Below are 22,637 nucleotides of genomic sequence, written 5' to 3'. Positions count from 1 at the left end.
GGCAGGCGAGGAACCAGCCCAGGTCGTGGCGTTCCCGCTCGCTCAGCAGCCGGTCCTTGCCGTACAGCAGGATGCCGACCCCGTCGATCTCCGGGTGCCGGCCCTGGGCGTGGACCCGGGGCCGGCAGCAGGCAGGCGTCGACGAACCGCACGAGGTACTCGGCGTCGGCGTACCGCCCGTCCAGCACCGGCCGGATCCGCAGCACGCCCATCAGCTGCGCCGGCAGGAACTCCACGGCAGGGTGCCCGGCGGCGATCTCGCCCCGTGCCACGGCCCGCTCCACGATCGTGTCGAAGGCCGCGAGCTCCGGTTCCACCAGCGCCTCGCGCAGTGCCGCCTTCAGCTCCTCGTCGCTCAGCACCGCGTGCCCCAGGGCCTGCGTGAGCCGGGTGTCGCGCCCCGAGGTGCACGCCGCGATCAGGGCCGCCTCGCGCAGGTCGCCCGCCAGCGTCCCCGTGTCCACCGCCGCCAGCGTGCCGCGCCGGTCCGCCCGCAGGGCGGCGGCGACGAGCTGCGGCTTGGTCTTCCACTGCCGGTACAGGGTGGACTTCCCGCAGCTGGCCCGCGCGGCGATGCCCTCCATGGTCAGGGCCTCGTAGCCGTCCTCGCGCAGCAGCTCCAGGACGGCGTCGTAGAACTGCCGCTCCCGCTCCGGGGTGATCTTGGAGCGGCGCGCGGGGGCCGATGCGGTGTCCGGCGTCGGCGACGTCATGGGGCGGCTCTCCTCGGTGGCGCTCGGACGGTCCCGACCGGACGGGCGGCCGGTGTGCGGCCTGATCCCCGGCGGTCGGTCTGGGCTCAAGTGTACAAGAACGGTCGCGTATCGGTACACGCGCGTATCGATACGCTAATGTATCGATACACTGGCGTGTCGATGTGTGCACGCGTACAGGAAGCGAGACCGGGGGATGACCTCCCACACCACACCTGCCGAGGCCGGCGCGGGACAGCGCCGCCGCCTCATACGCGAGTTGCTGCTCGTCGCGGGCCTGTTCGCCGTCTACAAGGGCGGCCGGACGCTGGCCACCGGCCGCACGGACGAGGCGCTCCGCAACGCCACCCGCGTCTGGGACGCCGAGCGCGTCCTGCACCTTCCCGGCGAGGGCGTGATCCAGCGCCTGCTCCTGCACGGGGACGCCCTCGTGCACACCGCGAACACCTATTACGCGGTCGTGCACTTCCCCGCCACGGTGGCCTTCCTCGTCTGGCTCTACGTACGCCGCCCCGCGCACTACCTCTGGAGCCGGCGCGTCCTCGCCCTGCTCACCGGCGCCGCCCTCGTCCTCCACCTGGCCTTCCCCCTCGCGCCCCCGCGGATGCTCGCGGCCGCGCACCTGACCGACACGGGCCAGGTCTACGGGCCGACCGTCTACGGAGCTGCGCCCGCCGCCGACACGATGGCCAACCAGTTCGCGGCGATGCCCTCCCTGCACTTCGGCTGGGCCCTGATGCTGGCGCTCGGCATGATCGCCGCCACCTCCTCCCGGTGGCGGGCCCTGTGGCTGCTGCACCCCCTGGTGACCCTTCTCGTCGTCGTCGGCACGGCCAACCACTACTGGCTCGACGCCGTCGTGGCGGCCCTGCTGCTCGGCGGCGCCCTGCTCCTGGTCCCGCGCCCTGACACACGCTCCCGCGTCGTCCTCCGGAGCATGCCGAGTCCCCGCCCGGCGAAACCCGAGCCGGTCGCCGTAGGAGTGGTCCGGTGAACGCCACCCTCGTAGCCGTCCTGCTCTGCCTCGCGGCGGCCGCAACCTACGCTGCCGCGGCCGTCGCCCAGGAACGCCTCGCCCGCCGGGCCACCGCCCGCAGCGCCACCGCGCTGCTCGGCAACGGTGCCTGGTGGTGGTCGGCCGGTCTCAACGCCGGCGCCGCGCTGCTGCACGCCGCCGCCCTGCGGTACGGGCCGCTCACCCTGGTCCAGCCGCTCGGCGCGCTCACGCTCGTAGCCGCCGTACCGCTGGGCGCGCACGGCGCCGGGCGCCGTGTCGCCACCACCGAATGGCGCGGCACCCTGGCCACCGTCGCCGGTCTCGGCCTGCTCCTCCTCCCCGCCTCCGGCCCGGCCCCCGACGACACCCTCACCCTGGCCGAGGCCCTCGCGGTCTCCGGCGCGACCGCCGCGGTGATCGTGCTGCTGACCGTACGCAGGGACACCCGCTCGGGTCTGCGCCACGCGACCGCGTCGGGACTGGCCTCCGCGGCGGCCTCCGCCCTGACCCAGACCGTCGCCGTGGCGGGCGGGCGCGGCGGGGCGCTGCTCAGCGTCCGGGTCGTCTCGGTGGCCCTCCTCGTGGTGGTCTTCGCGGTCGGCGGAATGCTGCTGTCCCAGCGGGCCTACCGCGGCGGCCTCGGCGCCCCCCTCGCTGTGGTCAACCTCGCGAACCCGCTGGCCGCCGCCGCGATCGGCATGGTCCTCCTCGGCGAACGCATCCAGGGCGGGGCCCTCGGGGTCCTGCTGGCGGCGGCGGGCGCGCTCGCCGCGGCGCGGGGCGTGCTGCTCCTCACGCGGACACCGGCACAGGCGGGGCCCGGTCCGTCCCGGACGGCCGCCCCCGGGGCCTTCGTCCCGGCCGCGGCCGTCGCTGCGGCGGGGGTTGTGGCGAGGGCCGGGGAGGAGGTCGCGTCGGGAGCGGCGGCAGCGGCCGCGACGGCGGCCCCAGCAGTGGCCCCGGCGGGGGTCCAGGACCGGGCCGGGACGAGAACCAGGGTGGCGGTATGACCCCGGGCCCGCGCACGTAGCCCGTGGGCCCGGACCCGGCGGTCCGGAGAACCGTTTCACCGCTTCGAGCGTCCTCCTCGGTGAGTCGAGGCCGGACAGGACGGCACGACGACGGACACGAGGCGCGCGCACGCACGTCGCGCGCACACCGAAGCGGAGTGAATGGGCATGGGCATCATCAGCTGGATCATCCTCGGACTGCTCGCGGGCGGGATCGCCAAGGTCCTGCTGCCCGGCCGTGACCCCGGCGGTCTGATCGGCACCACCCTCATCGGCGTCGCCGGCGCGTTCGTCGGCGGCTGGCTCTCCGCCAAGTTCCTGGACCGGCCGATCCAGGACGAGTTCTTCGACCTCGCGACCTGGGGCTCCGCCATCGGCGGCTCGCTGGTCCTCCTCATCGCCTACCGGCTGCTGTTCGGAAACTCCCGCAACTGACCGGCGCGGAGCCGCCGATCGGCCGGCCGTCCGACAACGGACGGCGGGCGCCCGGACCGTTCCACCGGCACCGGGGGAGTCCTGCGGCGGCTTCCCGGACCCCGCGCGGGGCCGCGTACCGGCACCGGCCGCACCGCCGTCGGCGGCGGCCCCTACGATGACCGGCCATGGACAGCAGTGAGGCCGGCAGACAGTTGATCGACGGGCGCTTCGAGCTCGCGGAGCCCCTGGGCAGTGGCGGAATGGGCACGGTGTGGCGCGCCCGCGACATCGCCCTGCACCGCGACGTCGCGCTCAAGGAGGTGCGGCCGCCGGATCCGGCGACCGCCGCCGCACAGCCCGGTCTGGCCGTCCAACTGCGCGAGCGGGCCGTCCGCGAGGCCCGCGCGCTCGCCCGTCTCGCCCACCCCAACGTGGTCACCATCCACCACATCGTGGAGCCCCCCGAGGGGGTCGACGGCCATCCGTGGATCGTGATGGAGCTGGTCAGGGGCGGCTCCCTGCACGACCGGCTGGCCGACGGCCCGATGCCCGTGGCCGACGTGCTGCGGCTCGGGCGCGACGTCCTCTCCGCGCTGCGGGCCGCGCACGCCGAGGGGGTGCTGCACCGGGACGTGAAACCGGCCAACGTGCTGCTGCGTTCCGACGGCTCCGCCGTGCTCACGGACTTCGGCATCGCCGCGCTGCACGGCGCGACGGCGCTGACGTCGACCGGTGTGCTGATCGGCTCGCCGGAGTACATCGCGCCCGAGCGGGCGCGGGGCGCGGAGGGTCTGCCCGCTTCCGACCTGTGGTCGCTCGGCATGCTGCTCTACGTGGCCTCGGAGGGGGTGCACCCGCTGCGCCGGGCCACCAGCCTGGCCACCGTGGTCGCGGTGCTCGACGAGCCGGTCCCGGCGCCCGTACGGTCCGGCCCGCTGGGGCCCGTACTGGAACGGCTGCTGGTGCGGGACCTGGCCCTGCGGCCCGACGCCGAGGAGCTGGAAGCGCTGCTCCGCAGCGCGAGCAGTGCTCTCGAGAGCGGCACCCCGGCCGTACCCCCGGTCGCCCTCGGCCAGTTCGGGCCGGCGGTGACGGACCGGCCGACCCCGCCGTTCGTCCCGGGCACGGGGAACCCGTACGCCCCGACCGTGCCCGTCCCCGAGCCGGCCGCCCGCCCGCGCGGCCGCCGCCCGGCGCCACTCGTCGTGGCCCTCGCGGTGCTCCTGGTCGCCGGGGTGATCGGCCTCGTGAAGTGGCTCCCCGGCGGTGACACCGGCAAGGACACCGGGTCCGGGAGCGGCGCCGACGCGAACCGGTCGAGCGCGGCGTCCGCGCCGGCCACCCCGACCCCGGGGAGCTCCGGGGCGACCCCGGGCCCGAGCCCGACCCCGAAGGCGAGCACGGCGAAGGACGCCGCCCCGGCGCCCGGCAGCCTGATCAACCCGGCCGGCATCCGCGGCGCCGTCGAAGCGTTCAAGCAGCAGGCGGGCACCACCACCTTCGTCGACATGAAGGTCTACGACGAGTACGTGCTCGCCTCGATCCCGACCGCCCCCGGAGCCAAGACCGTCGACTCCTGGCAATACCGCAACGGCGCGGCCAAGCGCACCGGTCCGTCCGGCACCGTGAAGGAGGGCGAGCCGCTCATGGACATGGCCGCGATGAACTGGGACCTCCTCCCCGCCCTGATGGACCAGTCGAAGAAGGAGCTCGGCGTCGACATCCCGAGCTCGCGCTACCTCAACGTCTCCCCGTGGCTCGGCGCCCCGGCGGTCCGCCCGTACCTCAGCGACCCGTACGGTCAGGGCGGCTACGTCCTCGCGGGGACCGACTTCAAGATCAAGAAGGTGTACAAGAGCTGATGACCACCTGGCGCACCACGCTCACGTCGGCCGGGATCTCGGACACCCGGCTCCGCGCCGACTACACGTACGCGGCCCGCCGGGTCCTGCGCCGTGAACCCGCGCCCTACCTCGCCCTGCGCCTGCTGGCCGCGCCCCCGCTCGTACCCTGGCTGGCGGCCGGACTCGCGTTCATGAACCGGGTCGACGACGTCGCCGAGACCGGAACCCCGGACGAGCGGATCGCAGGCCTCAAGGAACTGGGCGCCGAGGTGCACCGCGCCCTGGAGACCGGGGACGGCCCCGATCCGCTGCTGCGCGCCTACGCCCACGCCGTCGCCTCCCGCGGCCTGCCCGCCGAATGGATCTTCCGCTTCCTCGACGGCGCGGCCACCGAGGAGGCACTCTTCGACGGCTTCGCCACCGAAGAGGACTTCCAGACCTACCTCGACGCCTACGCCTGGCCCGGCGTACTCGTCTTCACCGGTCTCCAGTACCCCGGCGGTCCCGACGCCGAACAGGCCGCCGGCTGGCGGCGGTTCGTGGACGCCGCACAGCGGGTCGACTTCCTGGCCGACTTCGCCGGAGACCTCGCGGACGGCAGGCTCTGCATCCCGCGCACCCGCCTGGCCGAGCACTCCGTGACCCGGGCCGACCTCGAACAGGCCCGTGACACCCCGGGCGTACGGGAACTCCTGGCCGCCGAATGCGGGCGCGCCCGCAGCGCCCTCGCCGCCGCCGGCGGGATCCTCGACCTCACCGAACCGGGCCTGCGGCCGGTCGCCGTGACGATGACGGAGCTCATGGAGCACCAGCTCACGGCGGTGGAGAAGGCCGGTGTCGGAGCCTTGCGCAAGGACGTCGGCTACGGCCTGGTCGCGCCGCTGCGGACCCTGGTCCGGGCCAGGGCGCGCAGGCCCCGTACCGCGGGGTGACATATGTACGGCCGGAGTCCGTACATGCGGATCTGCCGGGGGAGCCGGACCCGTCCGTAGCGTGACGTGCATGACGCAGACCCGGGCGCAGGCCCAGCTCCAGGCGCAGACCGAGGTACAGGCGGACGCGCAGGCCCACGGACAGAACGAAGCGCGGACCGAGGCGCGGACCGAGGCGCACGGGCACGCCGGGACGCAGGCGCAGGCGCCGACGCCCGCGCCGTCCCCGGCGGTGAGTTTCCGGCACGCCGCCAAGTCCTTCGGCTCCGTCCGCGCCGTGACCGGCCTCGACCTCGACATCCGACGCGGCGAGACGGTGGCCCTGCTCGGCCGCAACGGCGCCGGGAAGTCCACCGCCATCAGCCTGCTGCTCGGGCTGGACCAGCCGGACGCGGGCAGCGTGCGCCTCTTCGGCGAGAGCCCCGAGCGGGCGGTGCGCTCCGGCCGGGTCGGCGCGATGCTCCAGGAGGGGCGGGCCGTGCCGCGGCTCACCGTGCGGGAGCTCGTCGCCTTCGTCGCCCGCACCTACCCGGCGCCCCTGCCCGTCGCCGAAGCCCTGCGCCTGGCCGGGCTCACGGACTGCGCCGGCCGCCGCGTCGACCGGCTGTCCGGCGGTCAGGCCCAGCGCGTCCGCTTCGCCGTCGCCCTCGCCGGGAACCCCGGGCTGATCGTCCTCGACGAGCCGACCGCAGCTCTCGACGTGGAGGCCCGGCGGGCCTTCTGGGAGTCCATGCGGGTGTACGCCCGGCGCGGCAACACCGTCCTGTTCTCCACGCACTACCTGGACGAGGCCGACGCCCACGCCGACCGCATCCTCGTCATCGACCGGGGCAGGATCGTCGCCGACGACACCGGCGCCGGGCTCCGGCGCGCCGCCGGCGGCTCCCTCGTCTCCTTCGACCTGGCCGGGCGGCCCACCGGGGAACTGGCCGGGCTGCCCGGAGTGGTCGCCGTGGAGGTGCGCGCGGACCGAGCGCGGCTGCGCACGACCGATCCGGACGCCACCGTCGTCGCGCTCGCCCGTCTCGACGCGATCCGCGGCCTGGAGGTCACGGCCGCCTCCCTCGACGAGGCCTTCCTCGCCCTGACCGGTTCCGGGACCCCGATGGAGACGGTCCGATGATCGTCGGCGCGTACGTCCGCGTCGAGGTCCGCCGCGCGCTGCGCGACCCCGGGTTCGTCTTCCTCGGCATGGGCATGCCGGTGGTGATGTACCTCCTCTTCACCAACCTCGGCGTCGCCGACCCCGCGTGGCGGACCGCCTCCATGGTCGCCATGGCGGCGTACGGGGCCCTGGGCGCGGCCCTCTCCACCGGTACGGGCGTCGCCGAGGACAAGGGCACCGGCTGGCTGCGCCAACTCCGGGTCACCCCGATGACCCCGCGCCAGGTGGTGGCCGGGCGGGCGCTGACCGGCTCGGTCGTGGTCCTGCCCGCCATCGCCGCCGTGCTGGCGGCGGGCGCGCTCGTCAACGGGGTCCGGCTCGAGCCCTGGCAGTGGGCGGCCGTCACCCTCGCGCTCTGGCTGGGGGCGCTCCCCTTCACCCTGCTCGGCATGGGCAACGGCTACCGGCTGTCCGCGCAGACGACCGGCCTCGTCAACGTCGCCTGCAACCTGGTGCTGTCCGTCGTCGGCGGCCTCTGGTTCCCCGCCGAGCTGTTCCCGCACTGGCTGCGCACCGTCTCCGGCCTCACCCCGACCCACGGCTTCGCCGAGATCGGGCAGTCCCTGGCCGAGGGCGCGGCTCCCGGTGTCGCGGCGGCGGGCGTGATCGGTGGGTGGGCCCTGGTGTTCGGCGCGTACGCGGTCCTCTCGTACCGTCGGTCCGCGAGGACGGTGTAGGAGATGGACGCGGCACAAGGACCGGCACGCGGAACCCAAGGACCGGCACACGGAACACAAGGACCGGCACACGACGCGGGACGGAGCACGGACATGAATGAGGGCTTGGCCCCGGGCGGCAAACGGAGCGCGGGCTGGGCGCGGGCGGGCAAGGGGTGCGCGGGGAAGGCCGGCCAGGACACCCCGGTCCGGGGCAGGGGAGGGGAGCGCGGCCGGGTCGGCGTGAACGGCGGTCTCACCCTGCTGCCCTGGCTGCTGATGGGCATGGGTGCCTTCTCCAACATCCTCCAGGGCAAGACCCCCAACCCGGCCGTCGGGATCGTCGGCCTGCTGATCTTCAACTCCCTCTACATCAGCGTGGTGTTCCGCGCGTTCCACCGGCAGGCGCGGGAGGCCGCGAGCACCCGTTGGAGCCTCGTCGCGATGGGTCTGGTCACCTGCGGGCTGGCCCTCGCCTACGGCGGCAGCTGGCTGACCTTCTTCCCCCTGCTGGGCCTGGCCACCGGGGCCGTGCTCCGGGGCCGCGTGCTCGGCGTGACGGTGCTCGGCCTCAGCGCCCTCGGCGGGGCGATCGCCGCTTACCACGACGGGTGGGGGGCCGCGGGGGTCGTCTACGGGACCTTCCTGTCCGGGATGGTCACCGCGGCCATCCTCGCGCTGTCGGAGACGGTGCGGGAACTGCGCGACACCCGGCAGGAGCTGGCGCGGGCCGCCGTGGAGCAGGAGCGGCTGCGCTTCTCGCGGGACCTGCACGATCTGCTCGGCCACACGCTGTCGGTGATCGTCGTCAAGTCGGAGGCGGCCCGCAGGCTCGCGCCCCGGGACATGGACGCGGCGCTCGCCCAGGTCGCCGACATCGAGTCCGTCGGCCGCCAGGCCCTCGTCGAGATCCGCGAGGCCGTCACCGGCTACCGCGAGGCGAGCCTGGCCGGGGAGCTGGACCGGGCCCGCGGCGCCCTGACCGCCGCCGGGATCGGGCCCGTCGTACGGCAGTCCGGGACGCCGCTGCCCCCGCAGGCGGCGGCGCTGCTGGGCTGGGTGGTGCGCGAGTCCGTCACCAACGTGATCCGGCACAGTGGGGCGACCGGCTGCGAGATCGAGGTCCGCGGCTCCGCGGAGCGGGTCCGGCTGGTGATCACGGACGACGGGCACGGCGGCGTAGGCTCGGCCCCACCGGGCAGCGGTCCGACGGGCGGTGGATCCACGGTCGCCGGCGGCTCCGCGGCCGGGAGTCTGGCGGGCAGCGGTCTGACCGGGCTGGCAGAACGACTGGCCGCGGCCGGCGGCACCCTCGTCAGCGGGCCGGCCCCGGACGGCCGTGGCTTCCGGGTCACCGCCGAGCTCCCGGTGGACGAGGACACCGTACCGACGGAAGGGGAGGGCCGATGATCAGGCTCCTGCTGGCCGAGGACCAGGGCATGATGCGCGGCGCTCTGGCCCTGCTCCTCGGGCTGGAGGAGGACATCGAGGTCGTGGCCCAGGTCGCGGCCGGGGACGAGATCGTGCCCGCCGCCCTGGAGACGCTGCCCGACGTGGCCCTGCTCGACATCGAACTCCCCGGCCGCAGCGGGCTCGACGCGGCGGCGGACCTGCGCCGCCGGTGCCCCGGCTGCCGGGTGCTGATCCTGACCACCTTCGGCCGGCCCGGCTATCTGCGCCGGGCCATGGACGCGGGGGCGGCCGGGTTCCTGGTGAAGGACGGCCCGGTCGAGGAACTGGCCGTGGCGGTACGGCGGGTGCTCGCGGGGGAGACCGTGATCGACCCCGCGCTCGCGGCCGCGGCCCTCAGCGCGGGCCCGAATCCGCTGACCCCGCGCGAGGCGGACGTCCTGAACGCGGCGGTCGACGGAGCCACCGTCGCCGACATCGCGGCGAAGTTCCACCTGTCCGAGTCGACCGTGCGGAACTACCTGTCCTCGGCCATCGGCAAGACCGGCACCCGCAACCGCATGGAGGCCGTCCGCGCGGCCCGCCGCCAGGGCTGGCTCTAGGGCCGAACACGTGCCCGTCCGCGGCCGGGTGGGCCTGCCGGCGGGCCGGACCGGTGTCGTGGAGGCCGGGTTGGCCGGCGCCGTGCTCGCCCTGCGGCGCACCTGACCGTCCACCGGGGCGTCCGGCCCCGGCGCCGTCGTCCACGCGGCGCAGCGCCGCCGGGCCCCGTTGGACGTCAACGCCCCGGGAGCGCCGTCCCGCACGTACACCGAGGGCTGAACCGGGCTCCCGGCCGGGTCAGTAGGCGCCGTTGACGTTGTCGATCGAACCGTAGCGGGCGGCCGCGTAGTTGCAGGCGGCCGTGATGTTGGCGACCGGGTCGTAGGAGTCCATGGCCGTTCCGGGCACGTGATAGGCGCGGAAGGTCGGGTCGATGACCTGGAGCAGGCCCTTGGAGGGTATGCCGGCCGCCGCGTTGGAGTCCCAGTTGTTGATGGCCCTCGGATTCCCCGAGGATTCACGCAGGATGTTGCGGTGAATTCCTTCATAGCTGCCGGGAATTCCGTGCTGCGCCATCACGTCGAGCGACTCGCGGATCCAGCCGTCGAGGTTGTCCGCGTAGCCGGCCGAGGCTTTGACCGCGGCGGGCTGGGCGGCCTGGGCGGCCTGGGCGGCCTGGGCGGCCGGAGCGGTCTGGGCCGCCGGGGCGGCGGCGGTGAGGCTCAGCTTCAGGCCGGGCCGGATGATCGAGGGGTCGGCGCCGACGCTGCTCCGGTTGGCCTCGTAGAGCTTCTGCCAGCCGCCGCCGACGGAGTGCTCCGCCGCGATCTTGCTCAGACTGTCGCCGCTGACCACGGAATACGTCATGGGAAGGACTTTCACCGCCGCGGGGGCGGCCTTTTCCACGGCCGGTGCGACCTTCACCACGGCGGGGGCGGCTTTCACCACGACGGGCGCGGCGTGCACCTCGGCCGCGCCGGCCGTGGTCGCGCTGATCAGTGGAAGGGCCAGCGCCGCGCTCCCGGTGCCGGCCAGGGCCAGCTTGCGCGTGACGGGGTGGTGCTTCGGCCGACGGTGCTTTCCCTTTGCGGGCATGGCGGAATTCCTCACGTGGAAGTGCGGGAGATCCCTGGCGACGGCCGGTTCGAGCAGCTGACCACCGGGAACGAGGCGACCGTAAGCGAATCCGCGGGGCCGGAACAAGACAGGAATTCGGCGGGGAGATCAACTCTGCGCCGGCCCTCCGATGGATGACCTTGAAAGGGAGTTCGGGAATTCCCAACTTTCCGGCCGGGAAAAGGGAATCGTTCCTTCCGGGGGCATGGCGCCGACGGGGCGGGCGTGACTCACATCACGGGCCGACGGAGGGAGTCCCATTACGGGCAAGTCGCCCTTCGGTGGGCGTGATTCGGGCGAGCCGCCCGTTGACGGCGAATCGCCCATCACGGGTCAATCAGGTCTCCTGGGTGACCGTGCCGTCCTCGTCCATCGGCGGGTGCATCCTGGAGGGGCCGCATCCGCCCTCCTCCTCGTCCGAGGGCCGGGCCGTCTCGGGCCCGTCGGGCCCGACCCGGACCACCCGCCGCATCCGTACGACGAGCAGTTCCCGGCCGTCGTCGAGCCGTACGGAGTCCGCGTCGCCGGCCGCCCGGAATTCCTCCGCCACCCGGCCGTACCCGGCCCGCTCCGGGCCCTCCGTGCGCCCGTACCGGGCCTGCCAGCGCCAGGTCAGCAGCCGGAACAGGGCCCGGCGCGCGGCGTGCGGGCTCGCGAGCGCCGTCGTCGCCGGCTCCCAGCCCACGCCGGTGCGCTCCAGCACCCGGAACGCGGTCGGCAGCAGCACGATCCCGGCGTGCGTGTGCAGGGCCCGCCGCGAGTCGGCCCGTACGTCCGCCGGGTAGCGGGGGCTGCGGTAGTGCAGGCCCATGAGCGCGAGCCGCTCGGTGGCCTCCATGACGCCGGTCGCCGCGATGTGGTCGATCACGAAGCCCGCGTCGAGCCGGGGATCCTCGGCGTCCGGGTCCCAGCTGAGGCCGGCCGGCTCCGGATCGGTGGGCCGGGGCGGCTCAGGCCCCTCGCTGCCGCCGTAGACGATCTCGTCGCACCGCACCACCCGGTAGCGGGTACCGGCCGCCGTGACCTCGTTGACCGGCTCCGACTCCAGCCGGGTGACGGCCGCCAGCAGCTCCCGGCGGACCGCCCGGTCGTCGGTGCCGTCCTTGGCCCGGAACCACAGGAAGGAGTTCAGGCTGTCGCGGGCGTCCTGCGGGAACCCTTCGACGACCGGCCTCAGGACCCGCCACCGGTGCCCGTCGCCCGGCCCCTGGCAGGCGATCCCGAACAGCGGCCCCCGGACGATGTAGTGGTCGTACCGCCGTGCCGCGTCGGCCGCGTCGGCCTCCTGAGCCGCGGCCACCGGGTGCTCCGCGTGCACGACGTTCAGGTAGAGGTGCTCGCTCCCGGGGGGTACCTCGCTGCTCATGCCGCATTCTGGGCACAGCTCCCGGGCCGCCGCCGGGAGCATCCGCAACCCGGCCCCGAATGACCGAGGTTGTGCTAGTGACCTGAGTCGGAGACGCGGTGGCAGCGGGTGTGTTGTCCGGGAGGGTGGTCCCTCAGGGCGCCGGCGACGATGCCGACGACACCCATGCCCACGCCGGCCTGGATCACCCCTGGACCCGCGCCACTTCCCGCTGCACCGCCGCCACCGATTCCTCGCTCGCCGGCAGCAGGGGGAGGCGGACGTCCGGGGTCGGGATCCGGCCCTGGGCGTACAACACCCCCTTGACGACGGCAGGGTTGGGCTCCGCGAAGGCCGCCGCGGAGAGGCGGGCCAGCGCGTGGCCCAGCGGGCGCGCCCGCTGGGCGTCGCCCGCCCGCCAAGCCTCCGCGAGCTCGACGAAGCGGGCCGTCGCCAGATGGGCCGAGGCGAGGATCCCGCCCGCCGCGCCCAGGGCGAGCAGGGGGGAGAGGTACGCGTCGTCGCCCGCCAGCACCGCGAAGCCGTCCGGCAGGTCGCCGAGCAGTGCCACCGCCTCCTGGTCCACGGCGCCGACCGCGTACTTGACCCCCGCCACGCCGGGCAGCGCCCCGATCGCCCGCAGCGTCGCCGCGTCGAGCGACTGCCCGGTGCGGTAAGGGATGTGATAGACGATCAGCGGCAATGGGCTCACCTCCGCCAGCCGCGTGAAGTGCGCGAGCACCCCCGCGGCCGAGGGCCGCAGGAACGGCGGCACGGTCACCAGCGCCGCCGTCGCCTCGGGCCACCGCTTGAGCTGCGCGAGCGATTCCTCGGCGGCCCGGGTACCGCTCGCCCCGGCGCCCACGCTCAGCAGCGCGCCCCGCTCGCGGCAGACCCGCGCGCAGACGTCGGTGACGAGGTCGCGCTCGGCCTCGTCGAGGGCGGCCGTCTCCGCGGTGGTGCCGAGGGCGACGATGCCGGCGGCGCCCGCGTCGAGGACTTCGTGGGCGAGTGCCTCCAGGGCCTCCGCGGCGACCTCTCCGGCCGGGGTGAAGGGGGTGACGAGCGGTACGTGGATCCCGTGCGGGCCCTGCGGCGTGCTGTGGGGTGTCATGGGTCGAGGCTCGCGCGCTCCGAGCGTCGAATCCAGTTCGCGTTCCTTACGCAAACCGTAAGCTGATCCGATGCTCGATGTACGACGCCTGCGCCTGCTGCGCGAACTGGCCCGGCGGGGGACCATCGCCGCGGTGGCCGAAGCGCTGTCCTTCAGTCCTTCGGCCGTGTCCCAGCAGCTCGGCGTCCTCGAACGCGAGGCCGGCCTGCCGCTGCTGGAGCGCACCGGACGCCGGGTGCGGCTCACCCCGGCCGGGCAGAACCTGGTCGTGCACGCCGAGGCCGTGCTGGAACTCCTGGAACAGGCCGACGCGGACCTCGCCGAAGCGCGCAGCGGCCTGGCCGGGGCCCTGCGGATCGGGTCCTTCCCCACCGCCACCCGGGCCATCGTCCCGGCGGCCCTGACCACGCTGGCCCGCCGTCACCCGGGGCTGGAGCCGATGGTGTCCGAGACCGACCCCGCGGCCGTCGCGCACGCGCTGCGGGCGGGGGACCTGGACGTGGCCCTGATCCACGAGTACGACTTCGTCCCCGCGAGGCAGGAGCCGGGGCTGGCGACGGAGCCGCTGTACCGGGAGGCGATGTACCTGGCGGTACCGGCGGACCGGGCCGCTCGGGTCGGCCTCGCCGAGACCGCCGACGGGGGCGGCCCGGCGGTCCCGCCCGGCCCGTCCGACCCGGCCCCGGCCCCGCAGCCGCAGCCGCAGCCGCCCGCGGCGGACCGTGCCGCACCCGCCGCACCCGCCGCACCCGCCGGAGCCGAGCAGGGCGCGAGGCTCCGTACCCACGCCGACGAGCCGTGGATCACCGCCACGCCCGGCACCCTCTGCCGTGCGATGACCGTACGGGCCTGCCGGGCCGCCGGATTCACGCCGAGGATCCGCCACCAGGTCGACGAGTTCGCCACCGTCCTCGCGCTGGTCGCGGCCGGCCAGGGCGTGGCCGTCGTCCCGCAGCTCGGGATCGCCGGGCACGTGGACCCCGCCGTCTCCCTCACGCGGCTCCTGATGGAGCGGCGCACCAAACTGGCCTTCCGCTGCGGGGCCGGTGCCCACCCCGCCGTGGCCGCCTTCGGCGCGGCCCTGCGGGCGGCGGTACCGCCGGAACTGGCCACCTCCCCGCGCGCCGGGGCGTGAGGCAACTCCCCTCCACGGGAGCGCGCGTGTACGTTGACGGGGCCGGTGGAATTCCCCCTCGGGGGCTCCGGCGCATCAGACGGAACCGTGATCAGATCGGGGTAGCACGTGACGCATCGCGTACGAGGGGTCATCGCCCGGAGCAAGGGCGCTCCGGTGGAGACGACGACGATCCTCGTTCCCGATCCGGGGCCGGGCGAGGCCCTCGTGCGGGTCCAGGCCTGCGGTGTCTGCCACACGGACCTGCACTACCGCGAGGGCGGCATCAACGACGAGTTCCCCTTCCTGCTCGGTCACGAGGCAGCCGGGATCGTCGAATCGGTCGGCGCGGACGTCACGTCCGTGGCGCCGGGCGACTTCGTCGTCCTCAACTGGCGTGCGGTGTGCGGGACCTGCCGGGCCTGCAAGCGCGGCCGTCCCTGGTACTGCTTCGCCACGCACAACGCCACCCAGCCCATGACCCTGGAGGACGGCACCCCGCTCTCCCCGGCGCTCGGCATCGGCGCCTTCGCCGAGAAGACCCTGGTCGCCGCCGGCCAGTGCACCAAGGTGGACCCGGCGGCCTCTCCCGCGGCCGCCGGACTGCTGGGCTGCGGGGTGATGGCGGGCCTCGGCGCGGCCCTGAACACCGGCAACGTCGGGCGCGGCGACTCCGTCGCCGTCATCGGCTGCGGGGGAGTGGGCAACGCCGCCGTGGCCGGGGCCCGGCTCGCCGGAGCCTCGCGGATCATCGCCGTGGACCTCGACGACCGGAAGCTGGAATGGGCACGCGGCCTCGGCGCCACGCACACCGTCAACGGCGGTACGCAGGACGTCGTCAAGGCCGTCCAGGAGCTGACCGGCGGCCACGGGGCCGACGTGGTCATCGAGGCCGTCGGCCGCCCCGAGACCTACCGGCAGGCCTTCTACGCGCGCGACCTGGCCGGGACGGTGGTCCTGGTCGGAGTTCCCACGCCGGAGATGCGGCTCGAACTCCCGCTGCTCGACGTCTTCGGGCGCGGCGGCGCCCTGAAGTCCTCCTGGTACGGGGACTGCCTGCCCGAGCGGGACTTCCCGCTGCTCGTCGACCTCTACCTGCAGGGACGGCTCGACCTCGACGCCTTCGTCTCCGAGCGGATCGCGCTGGACGACGTGGAGGCGGCCTTCGAACGGATGGAGCGGGGCGAGGTGCTCCGCTCGGTGGTCGAGTTCTGACGGCCGACCGGGCCGATCCACGGCGCGGACAGGGCAGTCGGGCCGAGTGAGGGGCTTGCCCCGGTGGACGCCACCGGGGCAAGCCCGGCCTTTTCGATCACCTCACGTACACTCGGCCGGGCTCGCCGCCCCACCCGTCCGCCACCCCACGGGCTCCGGGACGGCGCTCGCGCATCCACCGCACCGCGCCTATTCCAGGGAGCCCCGTGACCCCCGCGCCCACCGCCGGCGGAAGCTACCGCCAGCCCGGTGTCGTACTCACCGACCACCACTTCACCGTCGCGCTCGACCACGCCCGCCCGGACGGCGAACGGATCGACCTGTACGCGCGCGAGGTGGTGGCCGCCGGCAAGGATCCGCGGCCCCTGCCGTGGCTGCTCTACCTGGAGGGCGGTCCCGGTTTCGGCGCCCGCCGGTTCATCGGTCGCCAGGCCTGGCTGGGGCGGGCCCTGGAGGAGTACCGGGTCCTGCTCCTGGACCAGCGCGGCACCGGCCGCTCGACGCCGGTCAACCGGCAGACCCTGCCGCTGCGCGGCACGCCCGCACGGCAAGCCGACTACCTCGCCCACTTCCGCGCCGACTCCATCGTGCGCGACGCCGAGACCGTCCGCCCCCTCCTCACCGGCGGCGCGCCCTGGACGGTCCTCGGCCAGAGCTTCGGCGGCTTCTGTGCCACCCACTACCTCTGTGCCGCCCCCGAGGGTCTCACCGCGGCCCTGATCACCGGCGGGCTGCCGCCGCTCGAGGCGACCGCCGCCGAGGTGTACGAGGCCGCGTACCCCCGCATGGAGCGCAAGAACCGGGCGCACTACGCGCGCTACCCCATGGACGTGGAGCGCGCCCGCGCCGTCGCGGCCCACCTCGCCGGGCACCCGGCCGTACTCCCCGGCGGCTACCGGCTCACGGTCGAGGCCTTCCAGTCCCTCGGCATCCTCCTCGGCGTCGCGGACGGCAGCCACCAGCTCCACTACCTGCTGGAGAACGCCTTCGTCCCCACCCCCGCCGGTCCGGCGCTCTCCGACGGCTTCCTGGAGAACGTGCACGCGCAGCTCTCCTTCGCCGGGCACCCCCTCTACGCGCTGGTCCACGAGATGATCTACGCCCAGGACCCGCTCGCGCCCACCGGCTGGGCCGCCGAGGAGGTCCGCGCGGGCCACCCGCGCTTCGACGCCGCCGCCACCCTCCGGGGCGACGGGCCGCTGTACTTCACGGGCGAGACCGTCCACCCCTGGCACTTCGACGCCGATCCCGCGCTCGCACCGCTGCGGGAGACCGCCGAGCTGCTGGCCGCCCGTACCGGCTGGACGCCCCTGTACGATCCCGCCCGGCTCGCCGCCAACGAGGTGCCGGTGGCCGCGGCCGTCTACCACGACGACCTGTACGTGGACACCGCGCAGTCCCTGGCGACGGCCCGGGCCGTCCGCGGACTGCGGACGTGGGTGACCGACGAGTTCGAGCACGACGGCGTGCGCTCCGGCGGCCCGCGCGTCCTGGACCGGCTGCTGGCGCTCGTACGGGACGAACTCTGACCGGCGCGCGGACCGGCTGACCGGGGCCGCGGGCGGGCTCGGAGAAGGTCCCGGAGGTGTCGAGCAGGGTCACGACGCGCGTTCTTCCGGCCCTCTGCATAGTGTGCGCCGTATGACACAACGACAGGACGGCCCCGGGCCCGCGCCCTTGGAACCCATGCCCACCGACTGGCAGCGCGCCCTCGCGGTCGTGGCCCACCCCGACGACCTGGAATACGGCTGCGCGGCGGCCGTCGCGGACTGGACGGACGGCGGCCGCGAGGTCGTCTACGTGCTCGCCACGCGCGGGGAGGCCGGCATCGACACCATCGACCCCGCCGAGTGCGCCCCGCTGCGCGAGGCGGAGCAGCGCGCGAGCGCCGCCGTGGTCGGGGTGCGCACCGTCGAGTTCCTCGATCACCACGACGGCGTGATCGAGTACGGCCTCGACCTGCGCCGGGACATCGCGGCGGCCATCCGCAGGCACCGGCCCGAACTGGTCATCACCATGAACCACCGCGACACCTGGGGCGGGGCGGAGGGCGGCGGCTGGTGGAACACCCCCGACCACAAGGCGGTCGGCCGGGCCACCCTGGACGCGGCCGGTGACGCGGGAAACCGCTGGATCTTCCCCGAACTCCTGACGGAGCAGGGCCTCGAGCCGTGGAACGGCGTGCGCTGGGTCGCGGTGGCGGGCACCACGACCCCCACGCACGCGGCCGACGCCGGTCCCGGACTGGAGCGTTCGGTGAAGTCGCTGATGGAGCACAAGGCGTACATCGAGGTCCTGACGGACGAGGATCCGCAGACGTACGCACGCACCTTCCTGACGGGCAACGCCCAGCAGGCGGCGGCCCGGTTCGGCGGCCGCCCGGCGGTGGCGTTCGAGGTCTTCCCGCGTTGAGGGGCGCGCCCTAAGGTGTCCGCGTGATCGACACCATCAGCACGGAGATCGCGGAGGGTGAGGAACGGATCCGTCTCGACGTCGCGGACGGGATCGCGGAACTCACCCTCTGCCGGCCGGACAAGCTCAACGGCTGGAGCTGGGAGTCCACGCGCCAGCTGGGCCTGCTGGCGGACCGGATCCGCTTCGACCCGGCGGTACGGGTGGTCCTGCTGCGGGCCGAGGGCCGGGCCTTCTGCGCGGGCATCGACGTGACCGCCCCGGGCGGTGCGATCACCGGCGCCACGGCCGCCGCGCGGAACCGCGACTACTACGAGGGCATCCGCTGGGTCCACGAACGTTTCGCGGTCCTGGCCCGGCTGCCGCAGCCGGTGGTCGCCGCCGTGCAGGGCTACTGCCTGGGCTTCGGCTTCGAGCTGGCGCTGATGGCCGACGTCCGGGTGGCGGCCGAGGACGCCGTCTTCGCCCTGCCCGAAGCCCGGCTGGGCGTGGCGGTGGACGCGGGCGGCGACCTGCGCATCGCCCGCGAGGCGGGCGCCGGCTGGGCCAAGTTCCTCGCACTGACGGGCCGCCGCATCGACGCGCAGACCGCGTTGCGGCTGCACCTGGTCCAAGAGGTGGTCTCGCCGGACCAATTGGAGCCGGTGGCCCGCGCCCTCGCGGTGGAGATCGCGGCCAACGCCCCGCTCGCCGTCCAGGGCATCAAGCGGGCCGTCGACGCCTACGCCGACGCGGCCCTGCCCGCGGCCCTCGACCGGGTGGCGATGACGGCGGCCCTCACCCTCACCTCGGAGGACTCCCGCGAGGGCTACACCGCGCAGGCGGCCCGCCGCCCCCCGCGGTTCACCGGAGGCTGAGCACCGGCCGGGTGGAGAACGCCTCGACGACGTCCTCGCCGTCGGGCCCGTACGCGAACTCGGCCATCGAGGGGTTGCGGTTCGCGGTGGCCAGCGGCAGCCAGCCCAGCAGGCTCCCGTAACCACCGCACACGGCCTCGCCGCCGTCCCCGCCGTGCACGGCGCCCGGGTCCGCGCTGAGCTCCGCGGCGTACGCGTCGTAGGCGATGCGCAGCCCGAAGGCGTTGGGCTGCGACCGGGGGCCGTCCGTTCCGCCCCAGGAGGGCTCCTCCAGGGGGCAGTCGTCGCCCCATCGGAAGAGGGTGCGCGCCCCGGCCCCGCAGGCGTGCTCCCACTCGTCCGCCGAAGGCATCCGCAGCCCGCGCGCCGCGAGCACGGCCGGTATGCCGGCGGGGAGCTCGTCGAGGGTCTCGTTCTCCACGGCCATCAGCACCGTCTCCAGCGTGACGGTCCGGGGCGGACTCAGCGTGGCCGCGAGGTACTCCTTGAGGCCGAGTCCGAGGCCGTAGCCCTCGGCCAGGCTCTCCGCGTAGTCGGCGGCCTGGTCCGGCGTCGGCTCCCAGGCCTGCGGATCGAACCCGAGCCGGAGCGTCCCGCCGGGTACGAGGGCGAACTCCCGCCCCTCCCGTTCGACGATCGCACCGTGCAGGGGGCCGCCGAGGTGTTCGACCACCTCGACGCGGCCCACCCGGCCGCCCACCCGGTCCGCGGCTTCCCGGACGGTCCGGCGGACGGTCTGCGGGTCGCACGAGCGCCATTGTGCGAAGGTCAGATCGGCGAGAGACATGGGGCCATAGTGCCCCGGGCCACTGACAGCCGGCCCCGCTACTCCTCCAGGCGCAGCAGGGACAGGGCGCGGGCCGAGACCGAGGGGAGGGGTTCCCGTCCGCCCTCGGCGGCCCAGTGTTCGAGTGCGACCGTGACCGCGTCGATGAGGAGGGCCGCCAGGAGGCGGGTCTCCAGGGCGGATTCGGGGCGGCCCGTGCGGGTGGCGAGGACCGGGACCAGGCGGTCCTGCATCGCGCGGGCGGCCGCGAGCCAGCGCAGGCGGATCGCCGGGACCCCGCTCATCACCTGGATCAGCCGGACCGTCTGGCCCGGCCCCTCGTAGCGCGCGCCCGCCGTCGCGATGGTGAAGGCGGCCTGGGCGGCCTCCGTGAGCGCTTCCGCCGCGGGGCGCAGGGCCATCTCCTCCACCAGCGTGGCGACCCCGGCCGTCAGGACCGGCGTCAGCGCGTCCTCCTTGGCCGGGCAGTACCGGTAGAAGGTCCGCAGGGAGATGCCGGCCGCCCGCGCGATGTCCTCGACGGTCGTGGTCTCGTACCCCTGCTCGGAGAACAGCGCGGCCGCGGCCTCCGCGATCTCGTAGCGCGTGGCCTCCCTGCGCCGCTCCGTCAAGGACGGGCGGCCCGTACTCACCGACGTCATCACCGCGACACCTCCAGGGGGCTCGACAGGAACCGTAACCGCTTCACCGGGTGAACGGGGCGCGGCCCAACTGGTCGCGCACCGTCACCACGTCGGGGTTGACGAGGGAGCGGCGCTGCCAGTTCGCGCCGTCCACCACCAGGGTGTGGCCGGTGATGAAACGGGCGTAGGGCGAGGCGAGGAAGGTGGCGGCCCAGCCGAGTTCGCGCGGTGCGCCGACCCGCAGCGCGGGCTGCCGGCCGTCCTTGGCGTCCGGGGCGGCCCGTTCCAGACCGCCCCGGATGTCCTCGGTCATGTCCTCGTGCGGGAACAGCCCCGGCACCAGTCCGTTGATCTGGATGCCGTACGGGCCCCATTCGACGGCGAGGGTCTCCACCAGGTTCTTCACCCCGGCCTTGGCGGCAGCGCTGTGGGCGAAGCCCGGGCCTCCCGTCCAGGCGTACGAGGCGCCGATGTTCACGATCGACCCGGTGCTGCCCGCTCCGAGGTGGCGGCGGCCGAACTCGCGGGTCATGAACCAGGTGCCGGTGAGGGTGATGTCGACCACCGCGCGCCAGGCGTTGGGGGACAAGTCCTCCGCCGGACAGGGAAAGTTGGCGGCCGCGTTGTTGACCAGCACGTCCGGCAGCCGGCCGGAGGCCGCCCCGGCGGCGTCGAACGCCCCGGCCACCCGCTCCGGGTCCCGGATGTCGCAGACCGCGGCCGTCACCCGGCCCGCGCCCGGTGTGGCCGCCAACTCCTCCTGGGCCGCCTCGAGCGGCTCGATCCGGCGGCCGGCGATCACCAGGTCCGCCCCGAGCCGCGCGAACTCGGCGGCGATCGCCTTGCCCAGACCGGTGCCGCCCCCGTCACGAGCACCACCCGCCCCGCGTACGTACCGGGCGGCAGGGCGGCCGAACCGAGCGGCGGGGGCGCGGGCAGGCCGCGCGTGGGGTTCTCCATGCGCCCCATCGATAGCGTGCGGACGCCGAGATCACCATGCCCGTGCCGGGGGCAGTTGACTGCGCTACCTCGCCTGCCCCACCGGTGCGTAGGCCTGCTTGCTCGCGCACGTCCAGATCACCGCGCTGTCCACCCCGGTGGTCAGATCGCGGAAGGCGCCGCCCACCCGGTCGTCGTCCGAGGCGGTACGGGCCTCGGTGTTGACGTCGGTGCTCGCGCCCGCCGGGTTCGGGAGGACGAGCGGGGCGCCCGTGCCCGGCCAGTAGGCGGCCTGGACGTAGCGGGCGTAACCCTCGACGAAGGTGACGGCGGAGCCGACCGTCACGTTCGTGGTCGGGCTGATGGCGTCGAAGGTCAGCTGCTCGTAGCCGGGGACCGGCCCCGGGCTGGTGGGCAGCGCGTCGTACGGCTTCTTCCAGACGGCCGGGGTCCGGCGCCGCAGCTCCCGGTAGTTCTCCTCCTCGAAACCGACGACGCGGCCCTTGTCGTCGATGCCGCTCGCCCGGGTGCCCGTCGTCCAGTAGGTGTCGGTCCAGACGGGGAGGCTGTACGGCGGGTAGCCGCCGCCGGCCGGCCAGACCACCGGGAAGGTCTTGCTGACGACCGCGTCGTTCTCCAGGTCCACGTACTCCGTATGAGCGGTTCCGAGGACGTCTCCGCGCTTGTTGATGCCGTCCAGCGAGACGATCTGGGTGCTGGGGTGCGCGTCCGCGGGCACCGGAAGTTCGCGGACGACGGCTCCGTCCACCCACTCCTTCGCCGTCCCGGAGTCCATGCCGACGACGTGGCCCGCGTCGTTGACGTCCGCGGCGGAGGCGCCCGCGGGGGTGGCGCCGGTCAGCAGCCGGACCGCCGCGTCTCCCGCGCGGTAGGTGAAGGCGGCCCGGGCGTGGTCGGAGGAGCGCTCGACGCTGCCGACCATGAGGCCCTTGGCGTTGACGGCGCTGACCTTGCCGTTCTGGAAGCCGGCCGGGAGCGGGACGGCGTGGACCGCGTGGTCGGCGGTCCAGTACGCGGGAAGGCCGAGGCTGTCGCCGACGGCGAGGCCGTCCGCCCCGAGGTCGTTCACGGCCCCGGAGGTCCAGGGGCCGGAGGGCAGGGCCGGCAGGCGGATGACGTCCGGCGCGCACGCGGCGGGCGCGGGGGCGGCGGTCGAGGCCGTGGCGGGCGCGGCCGCGGCCGGTCCCGCGGTCGTGACGAGGCCCGCCAGGACGAGGGCGGCTCCGGCCGCGGACATGCTTCTGGTCATGTGGTGCTTCCCCCAGGATGTGCGAAACGCCCCAGCCGAAAGGCGGGGTCCCCGTCGCCCGCCACGACGGTTCGTGACGTGCGCGTGTCATATGTTGCCCGAAAGGGGGCGGGACGCGACCGGAACGGGGCGTGTCGTTGCGGACCGTCCCGTTCCGT

At 74.6% G+C, this 22,637-nt stretch carries 21 protein-coding genes and 2 pseudogenes; 14 read left to right on the top strand and 9 right to left on the bottom strand.

Features of this window, described 5'->3' with window-relative positions; translation table 11 throughout:
- Positions 1-94, bottom strand: a pseudogene (locus tag ABZY44_RS07265) (nucleotidyltransferase); the annotation flags it as partial.
- 19 nt (positions 95-113) lie between these two features.
- Positions 114-713 (bottom strand): annotated as a pseudogene (locus tag ABZY44_RS07260) (TetR/AcrR family transcriptional regulator); the annotation flags it as partial.
- Positions 714-909: 196 nt separating this feature from the next.
- Between ABZY44_RS07260 and ABZY44_RS07255 the strand changes: the two are divergent.
- The 9 genes from ABZY44_RS07255 (at position 910) to ABZY44_RS07215 (ending at position 9,746) form a co-directional block, all read left to right on the top strand.
- Positions 910-1,707, top strand: coding sequence for a phosphatase PAP2 family protein (locus ABZY44_RS07255; RefSeq protein ID WP_356650820.1), 798 nt, complete (start codon positions 910-912; stop codon positions 1,705-1,707).
- Positions 1,704-2,720 (top strand): hypothetical protein, encoded by a 1,017-nt coding sequence (locus ABZY44_RS07250; protein ID WP_356650818.1) that lies wholly within the window; start codon positions 1,704-1,706, stop codon positions 2,718-2,720. The genes ABZY44_RS07255 and ABZY44_RS07250 overlap by 4 nt, the downstream gene beginning before the upstream one ends.
- A gap of 168 nt (positions 2,721-2,888) precedes the next feature.
- Complete coding sequence (locus ABZY44_RS07245; protein WP_356650817.1) at positions 2,889-3,155, top strand: GlsB/YeaQ/YmgE family stress response membrane protein; 267 nt, start codon at positions 2,889-2,891, stop codon at positions 3,153-3,155.
- Between the two features lie 167 nt (positions 3,156-3,322).
- The gene (locus tag ABZY44_RS07240; protein WP_356650815.1) at positions 3,323-4,999 is read left to right on the top strand and encodes a protein kinase; all 1,677 of its coding nucleotides are present in this window, start codon (positions 3,323-3,325) and stop codon (positions 4,997-4,999) included.
- Complete coding sequence (locus ABZY44_RS07235) at positions 4,999-5,913, top strand: squalene/phytoene synthase family protein (RefSeq protein WP_356650813.1); 915 nt, start codon at positions 4,999-5,001, stop codon at positions 5,911-5,913. Before ABZY44_RS07240 ends, ABZY44_RS07235 begins: the two co-directional genes overlap by 1 nt.
- Before the next feature lie 232 nt (positions 5,914-6,145).
- A complete protein-coding gene (locus tag ABZY44_RS07230) occupies positions 6,146-7,036 on the top strand; it encodes an ABC transporter ATP-binding protein (protein WP_356650828.1) in 891 nt (296 codons plus the stop codon).
- On the top strand, positions 7,033-7,755 hold the full coding sequence (locus tag ABZY44_RS07225) for an ABC transporter permease (RefSeq protein WP_356650812.1): 723 nt from the start codon (positions 7,033-7,035) through the stop codon (positions 7,753-7,755). Before ABZY44_RS07230 ends, ABZY44_RS07225 begins: the two co-directional genes overlap by 4 nt.
- Positions 7,756-7,848: 93 nt before the next feature.
- Positions 7,849-9,144, top strand: a complete 1,296-nt coding sequence (locus ABZY44_RS07220; RefSeq protein WP_356650810.1) for a histidine kinase — start codon at positions 7,849-7,851, stop codon at positions 9,142-9,144.
- The gene (locus tag ABZY44_RS07215) at positions 9,141-9,746 is read left to right on the top strand and encodes a response regulator transcription factor (protein ID WP_356650808.1); all 606 of its coding nucleotides are present in this window, start codon (positions 9,141-9,143) and stop codon (positions 9,744-9,746) included. Before ABZY44_RS07220 ends, ABZY44_RS07215 begins: the two co-directional genes overlap by 4 nt.
- Before the next feature lie 238 nt (positions 9,747-9,984).
- Here ABZY44_RS07215 and ABZY44_RS07210 read toward each other — a convergent pair whose 3' ends face one another.
- The 3 genes from ABZY44_RS07210 to ABZY44_RS07200 all read right to left on the bottom strand — a co-directional run bounded on the left by ABZY44_RS07210 (position 9,985) and on the right by ABZY44_RS07200 (position 13,262).
- Positions 9,985-10,782: a LysM peptidoglycan-binding domain-containing protein gene (locus ABZY44_RS07210; protein WP_356650806.1), complete on the bottom strand. Its 798-nt coding sequence runs from the start codon at positions 10,780-10,782 to the stop codon at positions 9,985-9,987.
- A gap of 358 nt (positions 10,783-11,140) precedes the next feature.
- Positions 11,141-12,169, bottom strand: coding sequence for a DUF5954 family protein (locus ABZY44_RS07205; RefSeq protein WP_356650804.1), 1,029 nt, complete (start codon positions 12,167-12,169; stop codon positions 11,141-11,143).
- A gap of 184 nt (positions 12,170-12,353) precedes the next feature.
- Complete coding sequence (locus ABZY44_RS07200) at positions 12,354-13,262, bottom strand: dihydrodipicolinate synthase family protein (RefSeq protein WP_356650803.1); 909 nt, start codon at positions 13,260-13,262, stop codon at positions 12,354-12,356.
- Between the two features lie 70 nt (positions 13,263-13,332).
- Here ABZY44_RS07200 and ABZY44_RS07195 point away from each other — a divergent pair, with 70 nt between their 5' ends.
- The 5 genes from ABZY44_RS07195 to ABZY44_RS07175 all read left to right on the top strand — a co-directional run bounded on the left by ABZY44_RS07195 (position 13,333) and on the right by ABZY44_RS07175 (position 18,860).
- On the top strand, positions 13,333-14,397 hold the full coding sequence (locus ABZY44_RS07195; protein WP_356650801.1) for a LysR substrate-binding domain-containing protein: 1,065 nt from the start codon (positions 13,333-13,335) through the stop codon (positions 14,395-14,397).
- A gap of 108 nt (positions 14,398-14,505) precedes the next feature.
- Positions 14,506-15,591 carry an S-(hydroxymethyl)mycothiol dehydrogenase gene (locus tag ABZY44_RS07190; RefSeq protein ID WP_356650800.1) on the top strand — a complete coding sequence of 362 codons (1,086 nt, stop codon included), beginning with the start codon at positions 14,506-14,508 and terminating at the stop codon, positions 15,589-15,591.
- A 206-nt stretch (positions 15,592-15,797) separates the two neighbouring features.
- On the top strand, positions 15,798-17,120 hold the full coding sequence (locus ABZY44_RS07185) for an alpha/beta fold hydrolase (protein ID WP_356650798.1): 1,323 nt from the start codon (positions 15,798-15,800) through the stop codon (positions 17,118-17,120).
- Between the two features lie 112 nt (positions 17,121-17,232).
- Positions 17,233-18,003 (top strand): PIG-L deacetylase family protein, encoded by a 771-nt coding sequence (locus ABZY44_RS07180; protein WP_356650797.1) that lies wholly within the window; start codon positions 17,233-17,235, stop codon positions 18,001-18,003.
- 23 nt (positions 18,004-18,026) lie between these two features.
- The gene (locus tag ABZY44_RS07175; protein WP_356650795.1) at positions 18,027-18,860 is read left to right on the top strand and encodes an enoyl-CoA hydratase/isomerase family protein; all 834 of its coding nucleotides are present in this window, start codon (positions 18,027-18,029) and stop codon (positions 18,858-18,860) included.
- Here ABZY44_RS07175 and ABZY44_RS07170 read toward each other — a convergent pair.
- The 4 genes from ABZY44_RS07170 to ABZY44_RS07155 all read right to left on the bottom strand — a co-directional run bounded on the left by ABZY44_RS07170 (position 18,847) and on the right by ABZY44_RS07155 (position 22,479).
- Entirely contained in the window at positions 18,847-19,647 is an 801-nt protein-coding gene (locus ABZY44_RS07170) for a hypothetical protein (RefSeq protein WP_356650793.1), read from the bottom strand. The two genes, ABZY44_RS07175 and ABZY44_RS07170, sit on opposite strands and share 14 nt — an antisense overlap.
- A gap of 38 nt (positions 19,648-19,685) precedes the next feature.
- Positions 19,686-20,288 carry a TetR family transcriptional regulator gene (locus tag ABZY44_RS07165; protein ID WP_356650791.1) on the bottom strand — a complete coding sequence of 201 codons (603 nt, stop codon included), beginning with the start codon at positions 20,286-20,288 and terminating at the stop codon, positions 19,686-19,688.
- Between the two features lie 43 nt (positions 20,289-20,331).
- On the bottom strand, positions 20,332-21,075 hold the full coding sequence (locus ABZY44_RS07160) for an SDR family oxidoreductase (protein WP_356650826.1): 744 nt from the start codon (positions 21,073-21,075) through the stop codon (positions 20,332-20,334).
- Positions 21,076-21,294: 219 nt separating this feature from the next.
- Entirely contained in the window at positions 21,295-22,479 is a 1,185-nt protein-coding gene (locus ABZY44_RS07155; RefSeq protein ID WP_356650789.1) for a hypothetical protein, read from the bottom strand.
- Between the last annotated feature and the right edge of the window lie 158 nt (positions 22,480-22,637).

It is taken from the genome of Streptomyces sp. NPDC006544, from assembly GCF_040611715.1.
GTDB lineage: Bacteria > Actinomycetota > Actinomycetes > Streptomycetales > Streptomycetaceae > Streptomyces.
Note: the sequence above shows the minus strand (reverse complement) of the source record. Positions and strands in the feature narration are given on the sequence as shown.

Bases quoted from the DNA above. Each gene is read 5' to 3' on its own strand.
- ABZY44_RS07165 (WP_356650791.1), bottom strand. From the start codon at position 20,288: ATGACGTCGGTGAGTACGGGCCGCCCGTCCTTGACGGAGCGGCGCAGG.
- ABZY44_RS07195 (WP_356650801.1), top strand. From the start codon at position 13,333: ATGCTCGATGTACGACGCCTGCGCCTGCTGCGCGAACTGGCCCGGCGG.
- ABZY44_RS07210 (WP_356650806.1), bottom strand. From the start codon at position 10,782: ATGCCCGCAAAGGGAAAGCACCGTCGGCCGAAGCACCACCCCGTCACG.
- ABZY44_RS07220 (WP_356650810.1), top strand. From the start codon at position 7,849: ATGAATGAGGGCTTGGCCCCGGGCGGCAAACGGAGCGCGGGCTGGGCG.
- ABZY44_RS07225 (WP_356650812.1), top strand. From the start codon at position 7,033: ATGATCGTCGGCGCGTACGTCCGCGTCGAGGTCCGCCGCGCGCTGCGC.
- ABZY44_RS07245 (WP_356650817.1), top strand. From the start codon at position 2,889: ATGGGCATCATCAGCTGGATCATCCTCGGACTGCTCGCGGGCGGGATC.
- ABZY44_RS07215 (WP_356650808.1), top strand. From the start codon at position 9,141: ATGATCAGGCTCCTGCTGGCCGAGGACCAGGGCATGATGCGCGGCGCT.
- ABZY44_RS07180 (WP_356650797.1), top strand. From the start codon at position 17,233: ATGACACAACGACAGGACGGCCCCGGGCCCGCGCCCTTGGAACCCATG.
- ABZY44_RS07200 (WP_356650803.1), bottom strand. From the start codon at position 13,262: ATGACACCCCACAGCACGCCGCAGGGCCCGCACGGGATCCACGTACCG.
- ABZY44_RS07255 (WP_356650820.1), top strand. From the start codon at position 910: ATGACCTCCCACACCACACCTGCCGAGGCCGGCGCGGGACAGCGCCGC.
- ABZY44_RS07155 (WP_356650789.1), bottom strand. From the start codon at position 22,479: ATGACCAGAAGCATGTCCGCGGCCGGAGCCGCCCTCGTCCTGGCGGGC.
- ABZY44_RS07240 (WP_356650815.1), top strand. From the start codon at position 3,323: ATGGACAGCAGTGAGGCCGGCAGACAGTTGATCGACGGGCGCTTCGAG.
- ABZY44_RS07205 (WP_356650804.1), bottom strand. From the start codon at position 12,169: ATGAGCAGCGAGGTACCCCCCGGGAGCGAGCACCTCTACCTGAACGTC.
- ABZY44_RS07170 (WP_356650793.1), bottom strand. From the start codon at position 19,647: ATGTCTCTCGCCGATCTGACCTTCGCACAATGGCGCTCGTGCGACCCG.
- ABZY44_RS07235 (WP_356650813.1), top strand. From the start codon at position 4,999: ATGACCACCTGGCGCACCACGCTCACGTCGGCCGGGATCTCGGACACC.